Source organism: Pacificimonas sp. ICDLI1SI03, assembly GCF_054740865.1.
Window position 1 is genome coordinate 1,840,353 of the sequence record NZ_JBSQAU010000001.1, and the last position, 19,857, is coordinate 1,860,209.

General features: G+C 62.5%; 18 protein-coding genes. 6 read left to right on the forward strand and 12 right to left on the reverse strand.

The genetic code is table 11. From position 1 onward, the window contains the following. Positions 1–75: 75 nt before the first annotated feature. From metH to ACSMXM_RS09010, 4 genes are all read right to left on the reverse strand, one after another. Positions 76–2,688: a methionine synthase gene (gene metH / locus ACSMXM_RS08995; protein WP_460315616.1), complete on the reverse strand. Its 2,613-nt coding sequence runs from the start codon at positions 2,686–2,688 to the stop codon at positions 76–78. Positions 2,689–2,764: 76 nt separating this feature from the next. After that, complete coding sequence (locus tag ACSMXM_RS09000) at positions 2,765–3,811, reverse strand: homocysteine S-methyltransferase family protein (RefSeq protein ID WP_460315617.1); 1,047 nt, start codon at positions 3,809–3,811, stop codon at positions 2,765–2,767. After that, entirely contained in the window at positions 3,808–4,689 is an 882-nt protein-coding gene (gene metF, locus ACSMXM_RS09005) for a methylenetetrahydrofolate reductase (RefSeq protein WP_460316389.1), read from the reverse strand. Before metF ends, ACSMXM_RS09000 begins: the two co-directional genes overlap by 4 nt. Before the next feature lie 98 nt (positions 4,690–4,787). Next, on the reverse strand, positions 4,788–5,720 hold the full coding sequence (locus ACSMXM_RS09010; RefSeq protein WP_460315618.1) for an ArsR/SmtB family transcription factor: 933 nt from the start codon (positions 5,718–5,720) through the stop codon (positions 4,788–4,790). Positions 5,721–5,897: 177 nt separating this feature from the next. Here ACSMXM_RS09010 and ACSMXM_RS09015 point away from each other — a divergent pair, with 177 nt between their 5' ends. Next, complete coding sequence (locus ACSMXM_RS09015) at positions 5,898–6,854, forward strand: MlaA family lipoprotein (RefSeq protein WP_460315619.1); 957 nt, start codon at positions 5,898–5,900, stop codon at positions 6,852–6,854. Between the two features lie 56 nt (positions 6,855–6,910). On the opposite strand, the gene ACSMXM_RS09020 is transcribed toward ACSMXM_RS09015, so the two are convergent. After that, the gene (locus ACSMXM_RS09020; RefSeq protein ID WP_460315620.1) at positions 6,911–7,486 is read right to left on the reverse strand and encodes a class I SAM-dependent methyltransferase; all 576 of its coding nucleotides are present in this window, start codon (positions 7,484–7,486) and stop codon (positions 6,911–6,913) included. Between the two features lie 142 nt (positions 7,487–7,628). Here ACSMXM_RS09020 and ACSMXM_RS09025 point away from each other — a divergent pair, with 142 nt between their 5' ends. After that, the gene (locus ACSMXM_RS09025) at positions 7,629–7,952 is read left to right on the forward strand and encodes a hypothetical protein (RefSeq protein ID WP_460315621.1); all 324 of its coding nucleotides are present in this window, start codon (positions 7,629–7,631) and stop codon (positions 7,950–7,952) included. 71 nt (positions 7,953–8,023) lie between these two features. Here ACSMXM_RS09025 and ACSMXM_RS09030 read toward each other — a convergent pair whose 3' ends face one another. From ACSMXM_RS09030 to ACSMXM_RS09045, 4 genes are all read right to left on the reverse strand, one after another. Beyond that, positions 8,024–9,415 carry an MATE family efflux transporter gene (locus tag ACSMXM_RS09030; RefSeq protein WP_460315622.1) on the reverse strand — a complete coding sequence of 464 codons (1,392 nt, stop codon included), beginning with the start codon at positions 9,413–9,415 and terminating at the stop codon, positions 8,024–8,026. 118 nt (positions 9,416–9,533) lie between these two features. Continuing rightward, positions 9,534–10,277 carry a MauE/DoxX family redox-associated membrane protein gene (locus ACSMXM_RS09035; protein WP_460315623.1) on the reverse strand — a complete coding sequence of 248 codons (744 nt, stop codon included), beginning with the start codon at positions 10,275–10,277 and terminating at the stop codon, positions 9,534–9,536. After that, the gene (locus tag ACSMXM_RS09040) at positions 10,274–10,759 is read right to left on the reverse strand and encodes a DUF305 domain-containing protein (RefSeq protein WP_460315624.1); all 486 of its coding nucleotides are present in this window, start codon (positions 10,757–10,759) and stop codon (positions 10,274–10,276) included. The genes ACSMXM_RS09035 and ACSMXM_RS09040 overlap by 4 nt, the downstream gene beginning before the upstream one ends. A gap of 1 nt (position 10,760) precedes the next feature. Beyond that, positions 10,761–11,036 (reverse strand): metal-sensitive transcriptional regulator, encoded by a 276-nt coding sequence (locus ACSMXM_RS09045; RefSeq protein ID WP_460315625.1) that lies wholly within the window; start codon positions 11,034–11,036, stop codon positions 10,761–10,763. A 75-nt stretch (positions 11,037–11,111) separates the two neighbouring features. Between ACSMXM_RS09045 and ACSMXM_RS09050 the strand changes: the two genes are divergently transcribed. Further along, positions 11,112–12,881 carry a copper resistance system multicopper oxidase gene (locus tag ACSMXM_RS09050; protein WP_460315626.1) on the forward strand — a complete coding sequence of 590 codons (1,770 nt, stop codon included), beginning with the start codon at positions 11,112–11,114 and terminating at the stop codon, positions 12,879–12,881. Then, entirely contained in the window at positions 12,878–13,753 is an 876-nt protein-coding gene (locus ACSMXM_RS09055; RefSeq protein ID WP_460315627.1) for a copper resistance protein B, read from the forward strand. The genes ACSMXM_RS09050 and ACSMXM_RS09055 overlap by 4 nt, the downstream gene beginning before the upstream one ends. A 70-nt stretch (positions 13,754–13,823) precedes the next feature. Here ACSMXM_RS09055 and groL read toward each other — a convergent pair whose 3' ends face one another. Together groL and groES are read right to left on the reverse strand one after the other, a co-directional pair. Beyond that, complete coding sequence (gene groL / locus ACSMXM_RS09060; RefSeq protein ID WP_460315628.1) at positions 13,824–15,476, reverse strand: chaperonin GroEL; 1,653 nt, start codon at positions 15,474–15,476, stop codon at positions 13,824–13,826. Between the two features lie 53 nt (positions 15,477–15,529). After that, positions 15,530–15,817 (reverse strand): co-chaperone GroES, encoded by a 288-nt coding sequence (gene groES / locus ACSMXM_RS09065; protein ID WP_460315629.1) that lies wholly within the window; start codon positions 15,815–15,817, stop codon positions 15,530–15,532. A gap of 216 nt (positions 15,818–16,033) precedes the next feature. Between groES and sppA the strand changes: the two genes are divergently transcribed. Beyond that, positions 16,034–17,899: a signal peptide peptidase SppA gene (gene sppA / locus ACSMXM_RS09070; protein WP_460315630.1), complete on the forward strand. Its 1,866-nt coding sequence runs from the start codon at positions 16,034–16,036 to the stop codon at positions 17,897–17,899. A gap of 62 nt (positions 17,900–17,961) precedes the next feature. On the opposite strand, the gene ACSMXM_RS09075 is transcribed toward sppA, so the two are convergent. Then, entirely contained in the window at positions 17,962–18,855 is an 894-nt protein-coding gene (locus tag ACSMXM_RS09075) for a prephenate dehydratase (protein WP_460315631.1), read from the reverse strand. Here ACSMXM_RS09075 and ACSMXM_RS09080 point away from each other — a divergent pair. Then, the gene (locus ACSMXM_RS09080) at positions 18,854–19,735 is read left to right on the forward strand and encodes a c-type cytochrome (protein WP_460315632.1); all 882 of its coding nucleotides are present in this window, start codon (positions 18,854–18,856) and stop codon (positions 19,733–19,735) included. The genes ACSMXM_RS09075 and ACSMXM_RS09080 overlap by 2 nt on opposite strands. Positions 19,736–19,857: the final 122 nt, after the last annotated feature.

The window sequence follows — 19,857 nt, forward strand, 5'->3', positions numbered from 1 at the left end:
AAGCCGGATCTCCTGAAGGAGGTCCGGCTTTTTAATTGATCTCGACCTGGCGGGCTCGCCGGCTTGCTGCCGGGGCTAGAGGTTGGGCCGCAGCCACCTTTCCGCTTCGTCCACCGCAATTCCCCGCCGTTCGGCATAATCCTCCAGCTGGTCGCGGCCGATACGGGCGACACCGAAATACTGGCTGTCCGGATGCGCGAAGTAAAAGCCTGACACGGAAGAGGCCGGCAGCATCGCCATCGATTCCGTCAGCGTCACGCCGGTATTCTCCGTTGCGTCCAGCAGGTCGAACAGGATCGGCTTCAACGTATGATCGGGGCAGGCGGGATAGCCGGGTGCCGGGCGAATGCCGCGATAGCGTTCCTTGATCAGATCCTCATCGGACAATTGCTCATCGGGCGAATAGCCCCACAGTTCGCGCCGCGTCAGCGCGTGCAGATATTCTGCAAAAGCTTCCGCCAGACGGTCCGCCAGGGCCTTGAACAATATGTCGGAATAATCGTCATGATCGGCCTTGAAGCGTTTGGAGATTTCCTCCGTTCCCGCGCCCGATGTCACGGCAAAGCCGCCCAGCCAGTCCGCATCGGGCGAAATGAAATCCGCCAGACACATGTTCGCACGCCCTTCGCGCTTCACCATCTGCTGGCGCAGCATGGCCAGACGCGCGACCTCATTGGTGCGCTCTTCATCGGCAAAGACCATGATATCGTCACCGTCGCGCCGCACCGGCCAGAAGGCGGCAACACCGCGCGGTGTCAGCCATTCCTCCGCCTCTATGCGGTCCAGCATCTTCTGCGCATCCTCGAACAGCGATGTCGCGCTTTCGCCAACAACCTCGTCGTCCAGGATCGCGGGATAGTTTCCCGCCAGTTCCCACGAACGGAAAAACGGCGTCCAGTCGATATAGGAACGCAGCATTTTCACCGTGACATCGTCGATGATTTTCGTTCCAATCAGATTGGGACGCAGCGGCGTATAGGCGGCAAAATCGGCATCGAAGGCATTTTCGCGCGCCTCGGTGATGGGTGACAGCTTCGACTGCCCCTTATTGGCGCGGTCGGTCCTGATCTTTTCATAATCGGCGCGGGTTTTCTCGATCAGTGTCGTCCCGCCTTCCCCGTCGGAGGTCAACGCGCTGGCAACGCCGACTGCGCGGCTGGCGTCCAGCACATGCAGCGTCGGTCCGTCATAGGCCTGTTCGATCTTCAGCGCCGTATGCACCTTCGACGTGGTCGCCCCGCCGATCAGCAGGGGCATGGTCATGCTCGCCTTCTGCATCTCCTCGGCGACAGTCACCATCTCGTCCAGCGAAGGCGTGATCAGGCCCGACAGACCGATAATATCGGCGTCATTGTCTGTCGCGGCCTTCAATATGTCCTGCCACGGCACCATGACACCCAGGTCGATGATCTCGAAATTATTGCACTGCAGCACGACGCCAACGATGTTCTTGCCGATATCGTGAACGTCGCCCTTCACCGTGGCCATGATGATCTTGCCCTTGGCCTTGGCGCCTTCCTCCTTCTCCGCCTCGATATAGGGGATCAGGTGCGCGACGGCCTTCTTCATGACGCGCGCGGACTTCACCACCTGCGGCAGGAACATCTTTCCCGATCCAAACAGGTCGCCGACGACGTTCATGCCGTCCATCAACGGGCCCTCGATGACGTGGATCGGCTTGTCCGCGGCCTGCCGCGCTTCTTCCGTGTCATCGACGACGAATTCGTCGATGCCCTTCACCAGCGCATGGCTCAGCCGCTCCCTGACGGGCAATTCGCGCCAGGACATGTCCTTGACCTGCGCTTTCGCGCCGCCGCCCTTGTAACGCTCCGCCAGTTCCAGCAGCCGGTCCGTGGCGTCGTCGCGGCGGTTCAGAACCACATCCTCGCACGCTTCGCGCAGTTCGGCGTCGATATCGTCGTAAATGTCCAGCTGGCCGGCATTGACGATGGCCATGTCCATGCCCGCCGGAATGGCGTGGTACAGGAATACGGAATGCATCGCCCGACGTACCGGCTCGTTCCCCCTGAATGAGAAGCTGAGATTTGAGAGGCCGCCCGAAATCTTCACATGCGGGCAGCGCTTCTTGATCTCGCGCGTCGCCTCGATGAAATCGACGCCGTAATTATTATGCTCCTCTATGCCCGTCGCGACGGCGAACACATTGGGGTCAAATATGATGTCCTCGGCCGGAAAACCGTCGGCCACCAGCAACTTATAGGCGCGCTCGCAAATCTCGATCTTGCGTGCGGCAGTGTCCGCCTGCCCCACCTCGTCGAACGCCATGACGACTGCAGCGGCGCCATATCGCCGGACCTTGCGCGCCGACTCCAGGAACGGCTCCTCGCCCTCCTTCATGCTGATCGAATTCACGACCGCCTTGCCCGCGACACAGCGCAGGCCGGCCTCGATCACTTCCCATTTCGACGAATCGATCATGATCGGAACGCGCGCAATGTCGGGTTCGGCAGCGATCAGCTTCAGGAATGTCTCCATGGCGACGACCGCATCCAGCAGGCCCTCGTCCATGTTGATGTCGATGATCTGGGCGCCGTTCTCCACCTGCTGCCGCGCCACCTCGATGGCGGCGTCGTAATCGTCACCCATGATCAGCTTCTTGAAACGCGCCGATCCGGTAACGTTCGTGCGTTCCCCGACATTGATGAAATTGGTGGCTGAAGAGGTCATAAAATGTGCTCAAATATAATAATGATCAGCGCGTGCGGAGAACTTCCGGCCTTCATCGAAGGCGGCAAGACATTGGTCACGCGGCGACAGTAAACGGCTCAAGCCCCGACAGGCGCATGGCCGCCGCCGCCGACTTCACCTTGCGCGGGGGCAGGTCCGCGACGGCCTTGGCGATGGCGGCAAGATGTTCCGGCGTGGTGCCACAGCAACCGCCAAGAGCGTTGACATAGCCCTGCTCCGCCCATGCCTTCACCAGTGTCGCCGTCGTCTCGGCCTCTTCGTCATATTCCCCCATTTCATTGGGCAAGCCGGCGTTTGGATAAACCATCACCGGCGCGTCGGCGATCTTGGCGAGCGCGGCGACATGCGGCCGCAATTCGGTCGCACCGAACGAACAGTTCAGGCCGATGGTCAATGGCCGGACATGGCGCACCGAATACCAGAACGCCTCGACCGTCTGACCGCTCAGATTGCGGCCCGCCATGTCCGTCAGGGTCATGGACAGCATGATGGGCAGATCCCGGCCCAGCTCATCGCCGGCCTCCATCGCCGCCATCGCCGCTGCCTTGGCGTTCAGCGTGTCGAACACGGTTTCGATCAGGATCGCATCGACGCCGCCTTCAACCAGGGCGTCGATCTGCTCGCGATAGACGGCTTTCACCTCATCGAAATCCACCTCCCGAAAGCCGGGATTGTTGACGTCTGGCGAAATGGACAGCGTCTTGTTGGTCGGCCCGATCGCGCCGCAGATAAAACGACGGCGCCCGTCCTTTTCCTGGCGCGCATCGACGGCGTCACGCAGCAATTTCGCCGCCGCGCGGTTGATGTCGCCGACCAGATGCTGCGCATCGTAATCGCCCTGGCTGATCTTCGTCGCGTTGAAGGTGTTGGTGGCAAAGATGTCGACACCGGCATCCAGATATTCATTGGCGATATCGGTGATGACGTCGGGTCGCGTCAGGTTCAGCAGGTCGTTATTGCCCTTCTGGTCGGCCGTCAGGCCGGTGTCGCCGCGATAGTCGGCCTCCTGCAGCCGTCGTTTTTGAATCGCGGTGCCATAGGGACCGTCCTTGATCAGGATTCTTTCCTTGATCAGCGCATTGAATTCATCGCGAACGCTCATGCCGCATCTCCTTCCGGCTGCGGTCGCATGCCCAGCATATGACAAATCGCATAGCTCAGCTCCGCCCGGTTCAGCGTGTAAAAGTGAAAGTCGCGGATCCCGCCCGCATATAGCCGTCGGCACATTTCCGCCGCGACGGTTGCGGCGACCAGCTTGCGCGCATCCGCCATCTGGTCCAGCCCCTCGAACAGCCGCTCCAGCCAGCCCGGCAATGCGGTTCCGTTCATCTCGGCGAAGCTCTTCGTCTGCTTGAAATTCGATACCGGCAGGATGCCGGGAACCAGCGGCGCATTGATACCGCGCGCCGCCGCCGCATCCCGGAATCGAAAGAACGCTTCGGGAGAGAAGAAAAATTGCGAAATGGCGCGCGTGCCGCCGGCATCCAGCTTGCGCTTCAGATTGTCGAGATCGGCGTCCAGCGTTCCCGATTCTGGATGCTGCTCCGGATAGGCGGCCACCGAAATTTCGAAATCGTGCCGCTTCTTCAGCCCCTCGATCAGGGTGGCTGCACAATCATAGCCGTCGGGATGCGCCGTGAACCGCTCGCCCTGTCGCGGCGGATCGCCGCGCAGCGCGACGATATGGCGGACGCCCGCATTCCAATATTCGTCGGCCACCTCGTCGATTTCACCTTTTGAGGCATCGACGCAGGTCAGGTGCGCCGCCGGCGTCAGGCCCGTTTCCCTGACGATGCGGGCAACCGTCGCATGGGTACGGTCGCGTGTCGATCCGCCCGCACCATAGGTGACGCTGACGAACTTCGGCTGCAAAGGCTCCAGCGTCTTGATCGACTGCCACAGCGTCTGCTCCATCTTTTCGGTCTTGGGCGGAAAGAATTCGAACGACACGTCCACATCCCCCGCCAGATCGGCGAACATGGGGGACGCATTGGCACGCGCCCGCTCGGGAGGCGGGGCAGGATTATGGGTGGCCGCGCCTCCCGCAGACACCTGCCTGTCATCAAAGGGAGCCTCGCTCATGCTGCGGCTCCTACGGTGCGATCCGGGCTCTCGGCCAACCAGATTGTCACGGTCAAAGGTCCTTCCAGATGTTGCGGCGCAAGTGGCCTCAGTCCGGCCTTTTCCAGCCAGGACTTCATTTGTTCGTCGGCGAAGCCCAGGCGCACATGCGCGTGGTTCCGCCGTAATTCCTCGCGGTCGTGCGGGGCAAAATCGGCGATCAACAGCCGCCCGCCGGGCGACAGCACCCGCGCCGCCTCCGCCACCGCCGCGTGCGGTCGATCGGCGAAGTGCAGCACATGGTGCAGCACCACGGTGTCGACACTCGCATCCGCCTGCGGCAGTGCGAACATGTCGCCTTGCCGCACCTGGCACTGGCCCAGACCCGCCGCCTCCAGCTTGCCACGCGCGGCGCGCAGCATTTCGGCGCTTCGATCGATGCCGATGGCGTGCGACGCGCCGGGTGCCAGCACCTCCAGCATGCGGCCCGTCCCCGTGCCGATATCCAACAGGGTGCCCAGCGGGCGCGATCCCAGCGTCTTCGTAATCGCCGCTTCCACTTCGCTGTCAGCGACGTGCAGCGCGCGGACCCGGTCCCAATCCTCGGCATGGTCGGCGAAATAGCGTTCGGCTTCCTCGACCCGCTCTCCGCGCACGGCCTCCAACCGGCCTATATCGTCCTCCGGCGGCTCGGCCGCGTCCAGCAGCGCGCCGACATGCGCGGCCAGTTCGCCGCCCGCAAAGCGGACGAAAACCCACGACCCTTCCTTGTGACGCTCGACCAGCCCCGCCTCGCCCAATATACGCACATGGCGCGACACGCGGGGCTGCGATTGCTCCAGCACGCTCGCCAGTTCACCGACGGTCAGCTCCATGCGCCGCGCCAGCCGCGCGATGCGCAGTCTCGTCGGGTCCGCCAGCGCACGGAGAATGTCGATCAGCGAAAGCATGCCCCCAGCACATATAAAGATATCTTTATATGTCAATCAGGATCGGCATTTTCCTTGTGGAGAACGCAGGGCTCTGACCCATCCGACAGCCGGTTCGCGGCATCCCCCGTGGAGTCACTGGACCCCTACCCCGACGCTGCATAGAAGGGCGCGTAACTGCCCCGTGTGAGTTTGCCAATGATTGTCCGACTTCTGCCCTTCCTATTGCTTGGTGCCTGTGCGACAGCCCCGGCCACCTATCAGGAGGGTGACCCCGCCGAGGGGTTCAACCGCGCCATGTTCAGCTTCAACAATGCCGTCGACGGCGCTGTCCTGAAGCCTGTCGCCCAAGGATACCGCGCCGTCGTCCCCCGGCCCGCGCGTACCGGCATCACCAACGCATTGAACAATGTCGGCGAACCGATGTCGTTCTTCAACGCGCTTCTGCAGGGCAAGATCAAACGCGCATTCAGGGCCGTCGACCGCCTGGCGATCAATTCAACCTACGGCGTGCTCGGCCTTTCCGACCGTGCTGCCAAACTTGGTCTGCCGGAACAGGACGAGGATTTCGGCCAGACGCTCGCCACCTGGGGTGTCGGTTCGGGGCCGTTCCTGATGCTGCCGATATTGGGTCCATCGTCGCTGCGCGATGCTGTAGGCTTCGGCGCGCAAAGAAGCGTCGACGCCTGGGGCCGTTTTCAGAAGCGCACGCTCGACCTCTCCCGAACCGAACGATGGGGTGTGGCAGCGGGAGAGGTGATCGACCTTCGCGCGCAATTGGTCGAAACGGCAGACCCCCTGATTGCGAACGCGCTGGACCCATATGCGACGGTGAAATCGGCGTATATCCAAGCCCGCACCATGGAAATCTACGACGGCAATCCACCCATCGCCGAGGACGGCTTTGGCGAGGAGGGCGCATTCGAGGCGGACGAGGAATTCGTACCCGAAGAGGAATTCATCCCTGAGGACGAGGAAGAGTTCGTTCCCGAAGACGATACCGCCCCTCAGCCGGATGCAGTGCCGGACGCAGCAGTGCCCTCCAACCCGACAAACGCTGACGAAGCGCCACCGGACGAGACGCCAGTCGAAGACATTCCTGCGGACCCACCCCTAACGGAGCCTCTGGCACCTCAGCCAGATGGTGGTGGCTGATAAGGTTCTTGCGCCAGACCGCTGCGGTCCTCCCCGACAGGCGAACAGGCGCGGCGCTATGCCGGCTTGACCGCCACGCCCTGCACGATCGGAAACAGCTTTGGAAAGGGCAAGGCCCTCTCCATCTCCTGAACGACGGGGGGCAGGTTAAAACCGACGCTGCGAATAAGCGCAGGCGTATTCCGGTTCATGTTGCAGCCCACGCCGATCATGCGTTGCAGCGGGTTCAGCCGGTCCTGCCACGTGGCGCGCTCCGGTACGTCCGACCGCACATGCTCCATGAAATGGAACCGGCCCTCCGGCTTCAACACGCGCATGATTTCCGCCAGCGCGCGCTGTGGGTCGCTAACGCTGCACAGCGTCAGGCTGCACGTTACATGGTCGAACTCTGCTGCATCGAACGGTAAAGCCTCCGCCGTCCCCGGCAAGAAGGTGACGGGGACGGACGCTGCCCCGGCGCGACGCCGCCCCCGTTCGTTCATCCCTTCCGACGGCTCGACCGCGACCAGTTCGCGAACGGCTGGCGGATAGAGCGCCGCTGACAGGCCGGTCCCGAACCCGATTTCCAGAACGCGCCCCGCCACATGGGCGAGCATATGGCGGCGTCGTTCCTGCAGCGCCGGCACGGCCATCGCCCGGTCGCATAGGCCTGGGAATATTCGCTCGGACCAGAGCCGCATGAAAATCCTTTCATTCTGCGCGCACTTTGGCAAAGTGTGCCCGCTTTGGCACGCAATGCCTCGGCATATGACAACCAGTTTTAGGGAAATATCAATGACCAACCTGACCAAGGGCTTCGCCGCCGCCGTGCTCGTGGCCGGACTTGGCCTCTCCGCTTGTGGCGATTCCGACAGTGCCGTGGAAAACGATCTGGAAGCGGCAGGCGAAGAATCCGAAATGGCTGGCCAGGCCGCCATCGACGATATGGAAGCCGGCATGGACGAAATGGGCCAGGATCTCGACCAGATGAGCGACGAGATGGGCGCCGAATTCGACGAAATGGGCAATGAAATGGACGCGGCAGCAGCTGACGCGGCCACCAGTGTCGACGCCGAAATTGACGAGATGGAAGCGGATCTCAACGAAGAAGAGATGTAATTCCCCGGGGCTACCGCCCGGACTAAACAGGGAAGGCCGCCGCACCCACTCAGGGCGCGACGGCCTTTTTGCTAGGCCGTCGGCGCTGGGTCTGCCTGCTGCGCCCCGCCGCTCTTCGCGGGTGGGGATGCCCGATCCGACAGTGCCCGCAGGCCGATGAAGTAGGACAGCGCCGCGCCGATCAGATTGGCCGCCAGTTCAGCCGCATAGATGCCGGTTTCCCCTGCCAGGGCGCGGCCGATCAGGGCGGCGGGTATCATGACGGCCGCCACCCGGACGATGCTGACGATCATCGCCGTCGTCGCCCGGTCCACCGCATTCAGCGCGCCATTGGTGACGATGACGATGCCATAGCCCGCAAAGCCCCATGCGGCGATTTTCAGATAGTTGCCGATCTGCGCGATCACGCTCGGTTCGTCGGAAAATATTCCCGCCGCCTGGTCGCGAAACATCACCAGCAGCGCCGCGATCGCCAGCCCGTAGATTACTGAGGCAAGCGACGCCTCGCGCAGCGCCAGCCGCGACCGGTCCGGCTGTCCCGCTCCCCAATTCTGCCCCACGATCGCACCGATCGCCGACGACATGGCGAGAAGCGGCACGACCGCAAATGTCTGAATGCGTCCGGCAACGCCGAAGGCGGCGACGGTCGCATCACCGAAATTGGCCAGCAGGGCGGTCAGGATGCTCAGGCCGACGGGATTGATGGAATTCGACAAGGCCGCGGGACCGCCAATTTTTGCAATGGCGAGCACGCCCGGTTTCCAGTCCCTACGGCCAAGCATGGATGGATGCAGGCCCAATGCACTGCGCCCCGCCAAATACAGCCCGACGGCCCCGGCCAGGACGAAGGAGATGGCGGAGGCATAGGCCGCCCCGGCTATGCCCAATGCGGGCGCAGGCCCCCACCCTGCGATCAACAGGGGGTCCAGCAGCCAGTTCGCCGTCGCCATCGTTCCAAGGATGATGGCCGAATCGCTGGCGAGGCCCTGCGCTCTCAGGACGCCATTTGCGCCCATGCTCATCAGCAGAAAGGGAAAACCGCAGGCGAAGGGGAACATGTACGCTTCTATCAGCGCTGGCAGCTCACCCTTCGCACCCATCAGGGCGAATATGGGATCCTGCAGCAGGTACAGCAGCACCGCGGTCGCCAGCCCGAACAAACCCGCCAGCGCGACCCCCTGCACCGCCCGGCATGCCGCCAGGTCGGAATCACCCGCCCCCAATGCGCGCGCCACGACGGAATTGATTCCCACCAGCACGCCCACGCCCAGGCTGGTCAGCGCCAGCGTGACGGGGAATACGAAGCTGATCGCCGCAAGCGGCGCCGGCCCCAATTGGCCGACGAAATAGGCATCGACGATGCCGACCGACACGATGCTGGCGACACCCAGCAGCATGGGCGCCGTCTGTTCCCACAAATGGCGGCGGATCGATCCGCTGACTAGTTTGGCATTTCCCGGCATGCAGCCGCCTTACGCAGGCAGGCGGCGATTGGAAGAGCCCGCGAGGTGGGGCGGCGTGACGCATGCATCCCAGTCGGCCACGCGCGAAATCGCAACGCTCAATCGCGCCTCGGTGCGGTCACATCGCGCTCTTCGTCAGCATCCAGATACCCATTACCACCATCATCAGATTTTCCGTCAGCGACACGAAACCCAGCGGTACATTGCTGGCGCCGCCGACGCAGGCGCATTTCAGCTCCCGCCGGTCGACATAAACCGCCTTGAAGACGCTGACTGCCCCAATCGTCCCGATGAACAATGCGACGGGGGCGGAAATGAACGTCAGGGCCCCCGAAATCATCAATATGCCGGCCAGCGCCTCGGCAAAGGGATAGACATAGCCATAGGGCACCCAGCGCCGCGCCAGCAGGTCGTAATTCAGGAACATGGTGGAAAAGCTGCGGACATCCTGCAGCTTCTGCACCGCCAGGAAACACATGGAAAAGGCGATGAACCACTCGCCCGCCCGCATTGTCAGCAACTCGCCAAACGCCGCCCAACTGGTCGCCAGCGCCATCAGCGCCGCAACGGCGAAAATGGCGATTACCGGCTGATAGCTGGTTTCGCCGTCCTTCTTCACCGGCTTGTCGAAATAGGCGCGCAGGTCGGTATAGCCGCCGATCCGCCTGCCATCGATGAAGGTCTGCGGCGTGGTTTCAACCTGATGCTCTTCCTTGAAGGCATCGGTTTCCGCCCTCGTCGTCAGGTGATGATCCTCCACCCGATACCCTTGCCGTTCCAGCAGATCCCTCGATTTCAGGCCATAGGGACAGACATGTTTGTCCATCACCATACGATATAGCTGCGCCGTTTTCCGGGTCATTGTGCGGCCTCCCTGTCCTGGCGGCTCGGGTCTTCCCCCTGCGCTTCCAGATCCGCGATCAGCATTTTCATCTCGCCGATTTCCTCGCGCTGGGTCTTGATGATGGCGTCGGCCAGCTCCCGCACGCGCGGGTCGTGGATATTCGCCCGCTCGCTGGTCAGGATGGCGATGCTGTGATGCGGGATCATTGCCTTCATATAGGCGACGTCGCCGACGGTATCCTGGCTGCGCAGCAGGTATAACGACCCTGCAAAGACGATTGCCGCACCGGCGAAGATCGCCACGTTCACCTTCGTTTTCTCATACATTTTCAACATGAAGGCCAGCATGACCACCGTCATCATCGCGCCCATATAGACCGCCATCCAGACGCGCGTCTGACTGAACTCGACGTGATCCAGCTGATAGGTATTCAGGTACATCAGGCCGTACATGATGACGGTAGAGGCGGCGATCATCGCCGCGAAGCGTGCGTAGGACATGCTACCTCCTCGCTCTTTCCATCAGATCAATCAGTTCGCGGAACTTCTGTTCCTGTTCCTTTTGATCCCCCGACGCGATGGCATCCGCGACACAACACGCAGCGTGATCCTTCAGGATTTCACTCTCCGCCCGCGCCAGCGCCGCCTTCACCGCCTGCAACTGGTTCAGGATGTCGATGCAATACCGGTCGTCCTCCACCATCAGCGCGACACCACGCACCTGCCCCGCAATCCGGTTCAGCCGGTTCACCTTCTGCTTCTTGCGCTGCGCGGTCATGCGGCCCCTCATTGCATATACCCTATGGGGGTATATATGAACTGATCGATCCGTTGCAACCTGCGGAAATTTACAATGATTCTCGCTCGCCGAAAATTTCTGTCCGGTGCCGCCCTATTGTCGGCGTCCACCCTTCTTCCCGTGCCCGCCTGGGCCAGGGGTGCAGACCTCGCCATGGCGGCAAAGGGCTTTGGCACCTTGTCGGGCGATGACATTCGCCTGTCGATCGGCGCGCATCGGTTTCAGAGCGGCGGGCGCGTTGGCCATGCGGTGGCGGTGAACGGCAGCGTGCCGGGCCCTCTCATCCGGTTGAAAGAAGGGCAGACGGTGCGCCTGCACGTGGAGAACAGGCTGGCGGAACAGAGTTCGATCCACTGGCACGGGCTGCTGGTGCCCTTTCAATATGATGGCGTGCCCGGCGTCAGCTTTCCCGGCATCGGCCCTAGCGAGACATTCACCTATGAATTCCCGGTGCGGCAGGCGGGCACCTATTGGTGGCACAGCCATTCCGGCCTGCAGGAACAGGCCGGCCATTACGGCCCGCTGATCATCGATGCCGCGGATGGCTCCGACGACCGCTATGATCGCGATTATATTGTCCTTCTCAGCGAATTCACCCCCCGTGCGCCGCATCAGATCATGCGAAAGCTGAAACTGGCGGAGGGCTATTTCAACTATACCAAGCAGACCGCCACGAACGGCGACATGGATCTGGCGCAGCGCCTGAAATGGGGTCGCATGCGCATGGACCCGCGCGACATCGGCGACGTGACGGGATCGACCTATACCTTCCTGATCAACGGCCACGGCCCTGCCGACGATCTGGAATATCTGTTCAACCCGGGGGAGCGTGTCAGGCTGCGCATCATCAACGGCAGCGCCATGACCTTCTTCAATTTCCGCATTCCCGGCACGCCGCTGACGGTGATTCAGGCCGATGGGCAGGATGTCGACGAAGTGGTGGTCGATGAACTGCAACTGGGCGTCGCAGAAACCTATGACATCGTCGTGACCCCCGGCGCTGGCGCACACCGCATCGTGGCAGAGGCGATGGACCGGTCTGGCATGGGGGGGGCAAGCCTGACGTCACAGCCGGGATCTCGCGCTGCCATACCGCCGCTGCGGGAAACCCCTACGCTCAGCATGGTCGATATGGGCATGCCCGACATGCGTATGGAACAGCCCACGCCGGCACATGCGACGGATCATGCATCCATGAACCACGCTCCGATGGATCATGCATCCATGGACCACGCGCCAATGGATCATGGCGCGATGAATCACAGGATGCGCGATACCTCTCTGCTGCCACCACAGGTGGAGGCCGGGCCCGGCGTCGACATGGTTTCCCCCGTCCCGGTCGACCGCATGGGCTTCCCCGGTCTGGGCCTGGATCAGGTGCCGCACCGCGTTCTGCGCTACACCGATCTGCGCGCGCGTCATGCAAACCCAAAGCGGCCGCCGGAGCGGCAGATGGAGATTCATCTGACCGGCAATATGGAGCGCTATATGTGGTCCTTCGACGGCAGGAAATTTTCCGCCGTCAGCGACGACCCCATAGGCTTTGCACTGAACGAGCGCGTTCGCGTGAAGCTGGTCAACGACACCATGATGGCGCACCCCATCCACCTGCACGGCCACTTCTTTGAGCTTGTGAACGGCGTCGAAGACGACCGCCAGCCACGAAAACACACGCTGATCGTACAGCCCGGCGGGACCGCCACGTTCGACCTGACCGCAGATGAGCCTGGCGATTGGGCGTTTCATTGCCACCTCCTCTATCACATGCACGCCGGCATGTTTCAGGTAGTGACGGTGCGCCCCCTGTCGGGAGCGGCATCATGAGGCGCATCATCCTCGCCCTTCTCCTGTCGACCAGCGCCGCGGCGCCTGCACTGGCTCAGCACATGGACGGGCATCATGCGCCCGACCCTCATGCCGGTCACGACATGCCCAAGACGCCCGCCACTCAGGAGGACGAGCAGCCCAGCGCGAAATCTGCGGATGAACCCGTCGCAAATGCCGCCGACGCGATCTGGGGCGCTGACGCCATGCGTGCGTCCCGGCAGCGCCTCGCCCACGAAAATGGCGGCATGACGACCAGCACGATTATGCTGGAACGACTGGAGGCGCGCTTTGGCCAACAGGATCTTTATCTATGGGATGCCCAGGGCTGGACCGGCGGCGACCTCGACAAGCTATGGATCAAGACCGAGGGCGAAGGCGCGTTCGACAATGGGGTAGAGGATGCCGAAATTCAGGCGCTGTGGAGCCATGCCATCGGCCCGTGGTTCGACCTGCAATCCGGCGTGCGCTATGACATCGAACCAGATTCCCGCGCGCACCTCGTTCTCGGCCTGCAGGGGCTGGCGCCTTATATGTTCGAGGTCGACGCCGCCGCCTTCCTGTCCGATCAAGGTGACTTCACTGCGCGGTTAGAGGCGGAGTATGACCAGCGCATCAACCAGCGGCTGATCCTGCAGCCGCGCGTCGAACTCGATGTGTCGGCCCAAAGCGTGGAGCGTCGCTCCCTCGGCAGCGGCCCGACCAGGCTGACCGCAGGCGTGCGCCTCAGATATGAATTCGCGCGCGAGTTTGCCCCCTATGTCGGCGTCGAATGGGAAAGGCATCTTGGCGGCACCGCCGACAGGGTGCGCGCCGCGGGCGAAAGCGCATCGAGCGGCTATTTTCTGCTCGGCGTCCGCACCTGGTTCTGAACAAAAAAAGGCCCGGAAGGGGGTACCTTCCGGGCCTTCTTCATTGAGCCTGGGCTCGGTTAGCGGGGGCTTAGAAGCCCATGCCGCCGCCCATGCCGCCCATGCCGCCCATGTCGGGCATGCCGCCGCCGCTGGACTTGTCTTCCGGCAGCTCGGCGACCGTGGCTTCGGTCGTGATCAGCAGGCCAGCGACACTTGCCGCATCCTGCAGCGCAGCGCGAACGACCTTGGTCGGGTCGACAACACCGGCTTTCACCAGGTCTTCATAGGTGTCGGTCGCGGCGTTGAAGCCGAAGCTGTCGTCCTTGCCATCGATCAGCTTGCCCGAAACGACGGCACCGTCGAAACCAGCATTCTGGGCGATCTGACGAACCGGAGCGGTCAGCGCCTTGCGAACGATGTCGACGCCGCGCGTCTGGTCGTCATTGGCGCCTTCCAGGCCTTCCAGTGCCTTCGTGGCGTAAAGGAGAGCGGTACCACCGCCCGGAACGATGCCTTCTTCAACGGCAGCACGGGTTGCGTGCAGCGCGTCGTCGACGCGGTCCTTCTTTTCCTTCACTTCGACTTCGGATGCACCGCCAACCTTGATGACGGCAACGCCGCCAGCCAGCTTCGCGAGACGCTCCTGCAGCTTTTCCTTGTCGTAATCGGACGTGGTCGTCTCGATCTGCGCGCGGATCTGCTCGACGCGGGCCTTGATGCCCTCTTCCGAACCGGCACCATCGACGATCGTGGTGTTGTCCTTGTCGATCGTGACCTTCTTCGCCGAACCCAGCATGTCGAGCGTGACGTTCTCAAGCTTGATGCCCAGGTCTTCGGAGATCATCTGACCCTCGGTCAGGATCGCGATGTCCTCCAGCATGGCCTTGCGGCGATCGCCAAAGCCCGGAGCCTTCACGGCTGCGATCTTCAGGCCACCACGCAGCTTGTTGACGACCAGGGTCGCCAGTGCTTCGCCTTCGACGTCCTCGGCAATGATCAGCAGCGGACGGCTGGACTGCACGACAGCTTCCAGGATCGGCAGCATGGCCTGCAGGTTGCTCAGCTTCTTCTCGAAGATCAGGATGTACGGATTCTCAAGCTCCGCCAGCATCTTGTCGGGGTTCGTGATGAAATATGGCGACAGATAGCCGCGATCGAACTGCATGCCTTCGACGGTCTCCAGCTCGCTGACGAGGCCCTTGGCTTCCTCAACGGTGATGACGCCTTCCTTGCCGACCTTTTCCATGGCCTGTGCGATCATGTCGCCGACTTCGGTGTCGCCATTGGCGGAAATCGTGCCGACCTGCTTGATCTCGGCATTGCCGGCCACCGGCTTGGAACGCGACTGGATGTTCTCGACGACCTTCGTGACGGCCAGATCGATACCGCGCTTCAGGTCCATCGGGTTCATGCCGGCGGATACCGACTTCATGCCTTCGCGGACGATCGCCTGCGCCAGAACGGTCGCGGTGGTCGTGCCGTCGCCAGCAATGTCGTTGGTCTTTGAGGCGACTTCGCGCAGCATCTGTGCGCCCATATTCTCGAACTTGTCTTTCAGTTCGATTTCCTTGGCGACCGTCACACCGTCCTTGGTGATGCGGGGCGCGCCGAAGCTCTTCTCGATGACCACGTTACGGCCCTTGGGACCCAGCGTGACCTTGACCGCGTCGGCCAGGATATCGACACCGCGCAGGATGCGTTCACGTGCGTCGCGACCGAATTTTACGTCTTTGGCTGCCATGAGTGACTACCTTTCGATTGAATTGGAATGAAACAGGAAGAAAGCGCCTGTCTTCAGGACATGATGCCCAGAATGTCGCTTTCCTTCATGATGATCAGGTCTTCGCCGTCGATCTTCACTTCGGTGCCGGACCATTTGCCGAACAGGATCTTGTCGCCGGTCTTGACTTCGAGGGGGTGAACCTCGCCATTTTCCGAGCGCGCGCCCGAACCTGCGGAGACGACTTCGCCTTCCTGCGGCTTTTCCTTGGCGGTGTCGGGGATGATGATGCCGCCCGTGGTCTTGGCGTCGGCCTCGATGCGGCGGACGAGAACGCGGTCGTGCAGAGGACGGAAGTTCATGATTGCGTCACCCTTCTATATTGAGTGGAGATAAGGAATTGGCACTCACCGTATGAGAGTGCCAACACCACGCGATATGTGGAGCGGCGGGCGCTCTGTCAACGCTGGGGCGCAAGAATTTTTAATGACGGATGACCTGTTCGGCGTTCCGCCAGGGTGGACGTCGCGTCCCGCGGTGCTACATCACGAAATGACAGATATTAAAGGCGTTCCGTAATGGCATTGATCAAGGGGTTCTGGCATTTCCTGGTCGGCGTAAAGGACTTTCTCGTCCTTTTGCTGATGGTGATGATCTTCCTTGGTATTCTCGCGCTGCGGTCGACCGGCGACGATGCTGTCAGCGTGCCCGATGGCGGCGTCCTCACCATTCCGCTTTCCGGATTTCTGGTGACGCAGGCGCAGCAGGTGGACCCGCTCGACCTTATCGCGAACCCCCTTCCTTCGGGCGAGATCGAAACGGCCGAGCTGATCGCCAACATTCACGCAGCGCGGGACGATGACAGGATCCAGGCGATCCTTCTCGACCTCGACGGCTTTTTCGGCGGCGGTCAGGCCGACGTGCAGGCTGTCTCGGATGCGCTGGCGGAATTCCGCGCTGCCGACAAGAAGGTGTACTCCTATGCCACCGCCTATTTCGACGCCTCGTGGCTCCTCGCCGCACATTCGGATCAGGTCTGGCTGAACCCGCTGGGACAGGTGGTTCTTGGCGGCCCCGGCGGTTCACAGCTCTATTTCGCCGATGCCCTCGACAAGCTGAATGTCGACATCAACGTTTTCCGTGTCGGCACCTATAAGAGCTTCGTCGAACCCTATACCCGGACGGAGGCCTCGCCAGAGGCAGAGGCCGCATTGCGCGCCGTCTACGACGATATCTGGTCCGAATATCTGCAGGATGCGGAGGCTGCGCGAGAGGGCACCGACGTTCCTGCCTATATCAATGCCCTGTCCGGCAATGTGCGGGCGGCAGGCGGCGACTTCGCGCAGGCTGCGCTGGCCGCAAGGATGGTCGACCGGATCGGCACCCGCACCGCCCTGGGTCAGTATCTTGCCGAAACCTACGGTGCCGGCCAGGAGGACATGCCCGGCGCCTATTCCGGCATCGACTATGCCGAATATCGCAACAGTGCCGCCCCCACCTTCGCACCCTCGGGCGATGCCGTCGGCATCGTCTATGTGGCCGGCTCCATCGTCGATGGAGAGGCGCCTGCGGGAACGGCGGGCGGTACGACGATCGCGAATCTGATCGAGGATGCCATCGCCGACGACGATATAAAGGCGCTGGTCGTCCGCATCGATTCAGGCGGCGGCAGCGTCATGGCTTCCGAAGAAATTCGCCAGGCCCTGCTCAGCGCCAAGGCAGAGGGGATTCCCATCGTCGCCAGCTTCGGCAACGTCGCGGCGTCCGGCGGCTATTGGGTGGCGACGGCGGCCGACCAGATTCTGGCACAGCCGTCGACGATCACCGGCTCCATCGGGGTTTTCGGCATCATCCCCACTTTCGAACGAACGCTCGCCGATCTCGGCGTCACGACGGACGGCATCGAAACGACCCCCTATTCGGGCGCGCCCGATATTTTCGGCGGGTTGAACCCCGAAACGCAGGAGCTGTTTCAGCTGGGTGTCGAAGATATTTACGGCCGCTTCCTCGGCGTTGTTGCCGATGCGCGCGACATGGACGCGGCCCGCGTCGACCAGATTGCCCAGGGCCGCGTCTGGTCTGGTGGTGCCGCACGGCAATTGGGCCTCGTCGACCGCTTCGGCACGCTGGACGACGCCGTTGCCGTGGCAGAGGAACTCGCCGGCTTCGGCACGGGCGACCTGCGCCGGGTCGATGTGGAAACACCGCCGCCCTTTGCAATTCAGCTGATCGAAAATTTCTTCTCCGCCGATCAGGAGGCCGCGCCGCGCGCCGCTCTCGACCTCGCGATGCTGCGTTCGCGGGCGAACGCCGTCAGCCAGTTGCAGGAGGCACTTACAGTGGCAAATGGCGCAGGCGTTCAGGCGACCTGCCTGGAATGCACCGGCCTGCGTCCGGTTGCCGTGCGTCAGGATATTGCCGAACTGCTGAAGGCGCTGCGCTGATTAATGGGCGGCGGGGACGCAATAACCATAGGGTCTGCCCGCGTGTCCCGCGCGGGATATGATCAGCGTTCCCGCGCCCGTTCATAGGTGCCCAGCACCCTGACCCATTTGGAAAAATGCGCCAGTTCCTCCAGCGCGCGCGCGACGGGTTCGTCGTCGGGCCGCCCTTCTATATCCACATAGAATTCTGCCGCGGTGAACTGACCGCCGCGCATATAGCTTTCCAGCTTGGTCATGTTGACGCCATTGGTGGCGAAACCGCCCAGCGCCTTGAACAGCGCGGCTGGAACGCTCCGCACTTCGAATGTCAGGGTCGTCATCACGGCCGCTTCGGCGGGGGGCGCACCCGGCTCCTGCGAGAGGGCAACGAATCGCGTCGTATTGTGCGCTGCGTCTTCGATCCCGGTTTCGATCGCTTCCAGCCCATACAGCTCGCCCGCCAGGCGCGATGCAACAGCAGCCCGGCTCGGATCCCGCCCCTCCAGCACCAGCGCAGCGCTTGCCGCCGTATCGACCTGGGGACGGGCGGCGATGCCCCATTTCTTCAGGCGCTGACGGCATTGACCCAGCGCCTGCGGATGACTGTGCGCTTCCTTTATGTCACTCAATTGCGTTCCCGGCAGCGCCAGCAGGCAATGTTGAACGCGCACGAAATGCTCGTGCGTAATGTGAAGGCCGCTTTCGGGCAGCAGGAAATGAATGTCGGCGACGCGGCCATGCAGTGAATTTTCGATGGGAATCACCGCCGTTTTCGCGCGCCCCTCCTGAACCGCGGCGATGGCGTCGGCAAAGGTAAAGCACGGCAGCGGCTGCATATCCGGAAATAATTCCCGCACCGCCTGATGCGAATAGGCGCCGGGCGCGCCCTGAAAGGAAATGGCGCGCTGCGGCGCGGCATTGGCGGCGTCGGTCATTTCGGCTACGAGGGCGTGTGCGGCGGGCGGATAGGTCTCCATGCGCGCCTTCAGGCCCAAGAAGTGGCGCGCCGTCAAGTCGCAGGTGCTTGGCAAGCGCCGCCCCCTCTTCTATGGGGGCCGCAACTCCTTTCAGACAGCGCCAACGGCACAGGGATATTTCGTGGACAGTTTCGAGTGGAACAAGATTTTCGGCTGGCTGCTGGCCGCCGCCATTGCCGTCCTGGGACTTGGCATCGCCACTGGCTTTGCTTTCCCTCAGGATCGCCCCGAAACGATGGGCTATCTGCCATGCGGCGAAGAAGGCTGCGTGACGGAAGAGGCCGGCGATGAGGGTGACGGCATTTCGATGGAGGACGAGATTGCACTCGCCCTGCAGGAAGCCGACCCCGCCAAGGGCGCCAACGTTTTCAAGAAGTGCGCCACGTGCCACACCGTCGAGCAGGGCGGTCCCAACAAACAGGGACCGAATCTCTGGGGCGTAGTCGGCCGTCCGATCGGCAGCCATGCGGGCTTCAGCTATTCCGACGCGATGGCATCGCATGGCGGCAATTGGACGTTCGAAATGCTGAACGAATATATCGCCAATCCAAAGGCGGCGATCCCCGGTAACATCATGGCGTTCGCGGGCATCAGCCGCGCTGCCGACCGTGCCGATCTGTTCGCCTATCTGAATGAACTCGGCTCCAACCTGCCCTACCCCGCCCCCCCGGAACCCGCTGCCGAAGGCGAGGGTGAAGACGGCGCGGCTGTCGAGGGCGAAGAAGGCGCTGCTGAAGGCGAAGGCGAAGACCCCGAAGGAACCGGCCCGGAAGAGGGCAAGGCCCCCGACGTCCCCGCCGCAGAGGAAGAGGAAGCCGCTCGCGTTCCCAACAGCAATGTTGGCGGCCCGGCAGCGGAAAATCAGGACACGGAGGAGTAGCACCGCGCTCCCTTGCCACGGGAACATCGGCATGACCAAAATGCCGATGTCCCCGGCGTCCTCTCGCCTCTATCAGCCGCCCCTCCTTGAGCGCACCACGCCTCTATCTGTCTGACTTTCGC

Coding starts and splice junctions, on each gene's coding strand:
- ACSMXM_RS09000 (WP_460315617.1), bottom strand. CDS start 3,811: ATGAGCGTTCGCGATGAATTCAATGCGCTGATCAAGGAAAGAATCCTG.
- sppA (WP_460315630.1), top strand. CDS start 16,034: ATGGCATTGATCAAGGGGTTCTGGCATTTCCTGGTCGGCGTAAAGGAC.
- ACSMXM_RS09010 (WP_460315618.1), bottom strand. CDS start 5,720: ATGCTTTCGCTGATCGACATTCTCCGTGCGCTGGCGGACCCGACGAGA.
- groES (WP_460315629.1), bottom strand. CDS start 15,817: ATGAACTTCCGTCCTCTGCACGACCGCGTTCTCGTCCGCCGCATCGAG.
- ACSMXM_RS09050 (WP_460315626.1), top strand. CDS start 11,112: ATGATTCTCGCTCGCCGAAAATTTCTGTCCGGTGCCGCCCTATTGTCG.
- ACSMXM_RS09055 (WP_460315627.1), top strand. CDS start 12,878: ATGAGGCGCATCATCCTCGCCCTTCTCCTGTCGACCAGCGCCGCGGCG.
- ACSMXM_RS09035 (WP_460315623.1), bottom strand. CDS start 10,277: ATGACCCGGAAAACGGCGCAGCTATATCGTATGGTGATGGACAAACAT.
- ACSMXM_RS09025 (WP_460315621.1), top strand. CDS start 7,629: ATGACCAACCTGACCAAGGGCTTCGCCGCCGCCGTGCTCGTGGCCGGA.
- ACSMXM_RS09080 (WP_460315632.1), top strand. CDS start 18,854: ATGCGCGCCTTCAGGCCCAAGAAGTGGCGCGCCGTCAAGTCGCAGGTG.
- ACSMXM_RS09075 (WP_460315631.1), bottom strand. CDS start 18,855: ATGGAGACCTATCCGCCCGCCGCACACGCCCTCGTAGCCGAAATGACC.
- metF (WP_460316389.1), bottom strand. CDS start 4,689: ATGTTCGCCGATCTGGCGGGGGATGTGGACGTGTCGTTCGAATTCTTT.
- ACSMXM_RS09020 (WP_460315620.1), bottom strand. CDS start 7,486: ATGGCCGTGCCGGCGCTGCAGGAACGACGCCGCCATATGCTCGCCCAT.
- metH (WP_460315616.1), bottom strand. CDS start 2,688: ATGACCTCTTCAGCCACCAATTTCATCAATGTCGGGGAACGCACGAAC.
- ACSMXM_RS09040 (WP_460315624.1), bottom strand. CDS start 10,759: ATGTCCTACGCACGCTTCGCGGCGATGATCGCCGCCTCTACCGTCATC.
- groL (WP_460315628.1), bottom strand. CDS start 15,476: ATGGCAGCCAAAGACGTAAAATTCGGTCGCGACGCACGTGAACGCATC.
- ACSMXM_RS09045 (WP_460315625.1), bottom strand. CDS start 11,036: ATGACCGCGCAGCGCAAGAAGCAGAAGGTGAACCGGCTGAACCGGATT.
- ACSMXM_RS09030 (WP_460315622.1), bottom strand. CDS start 9,415: ATGCCGGGAAATGCCAAACTAGTCAGCGGATCGATCCGCCGCCATTTG.
- ACSMXM_RS09015 (WP_460315619.1), top strand. CDS start 5,898: ATGATTGTCCGACTTCTGCCCTTCCTATTGCTTGGTGCCTGTGCGACA.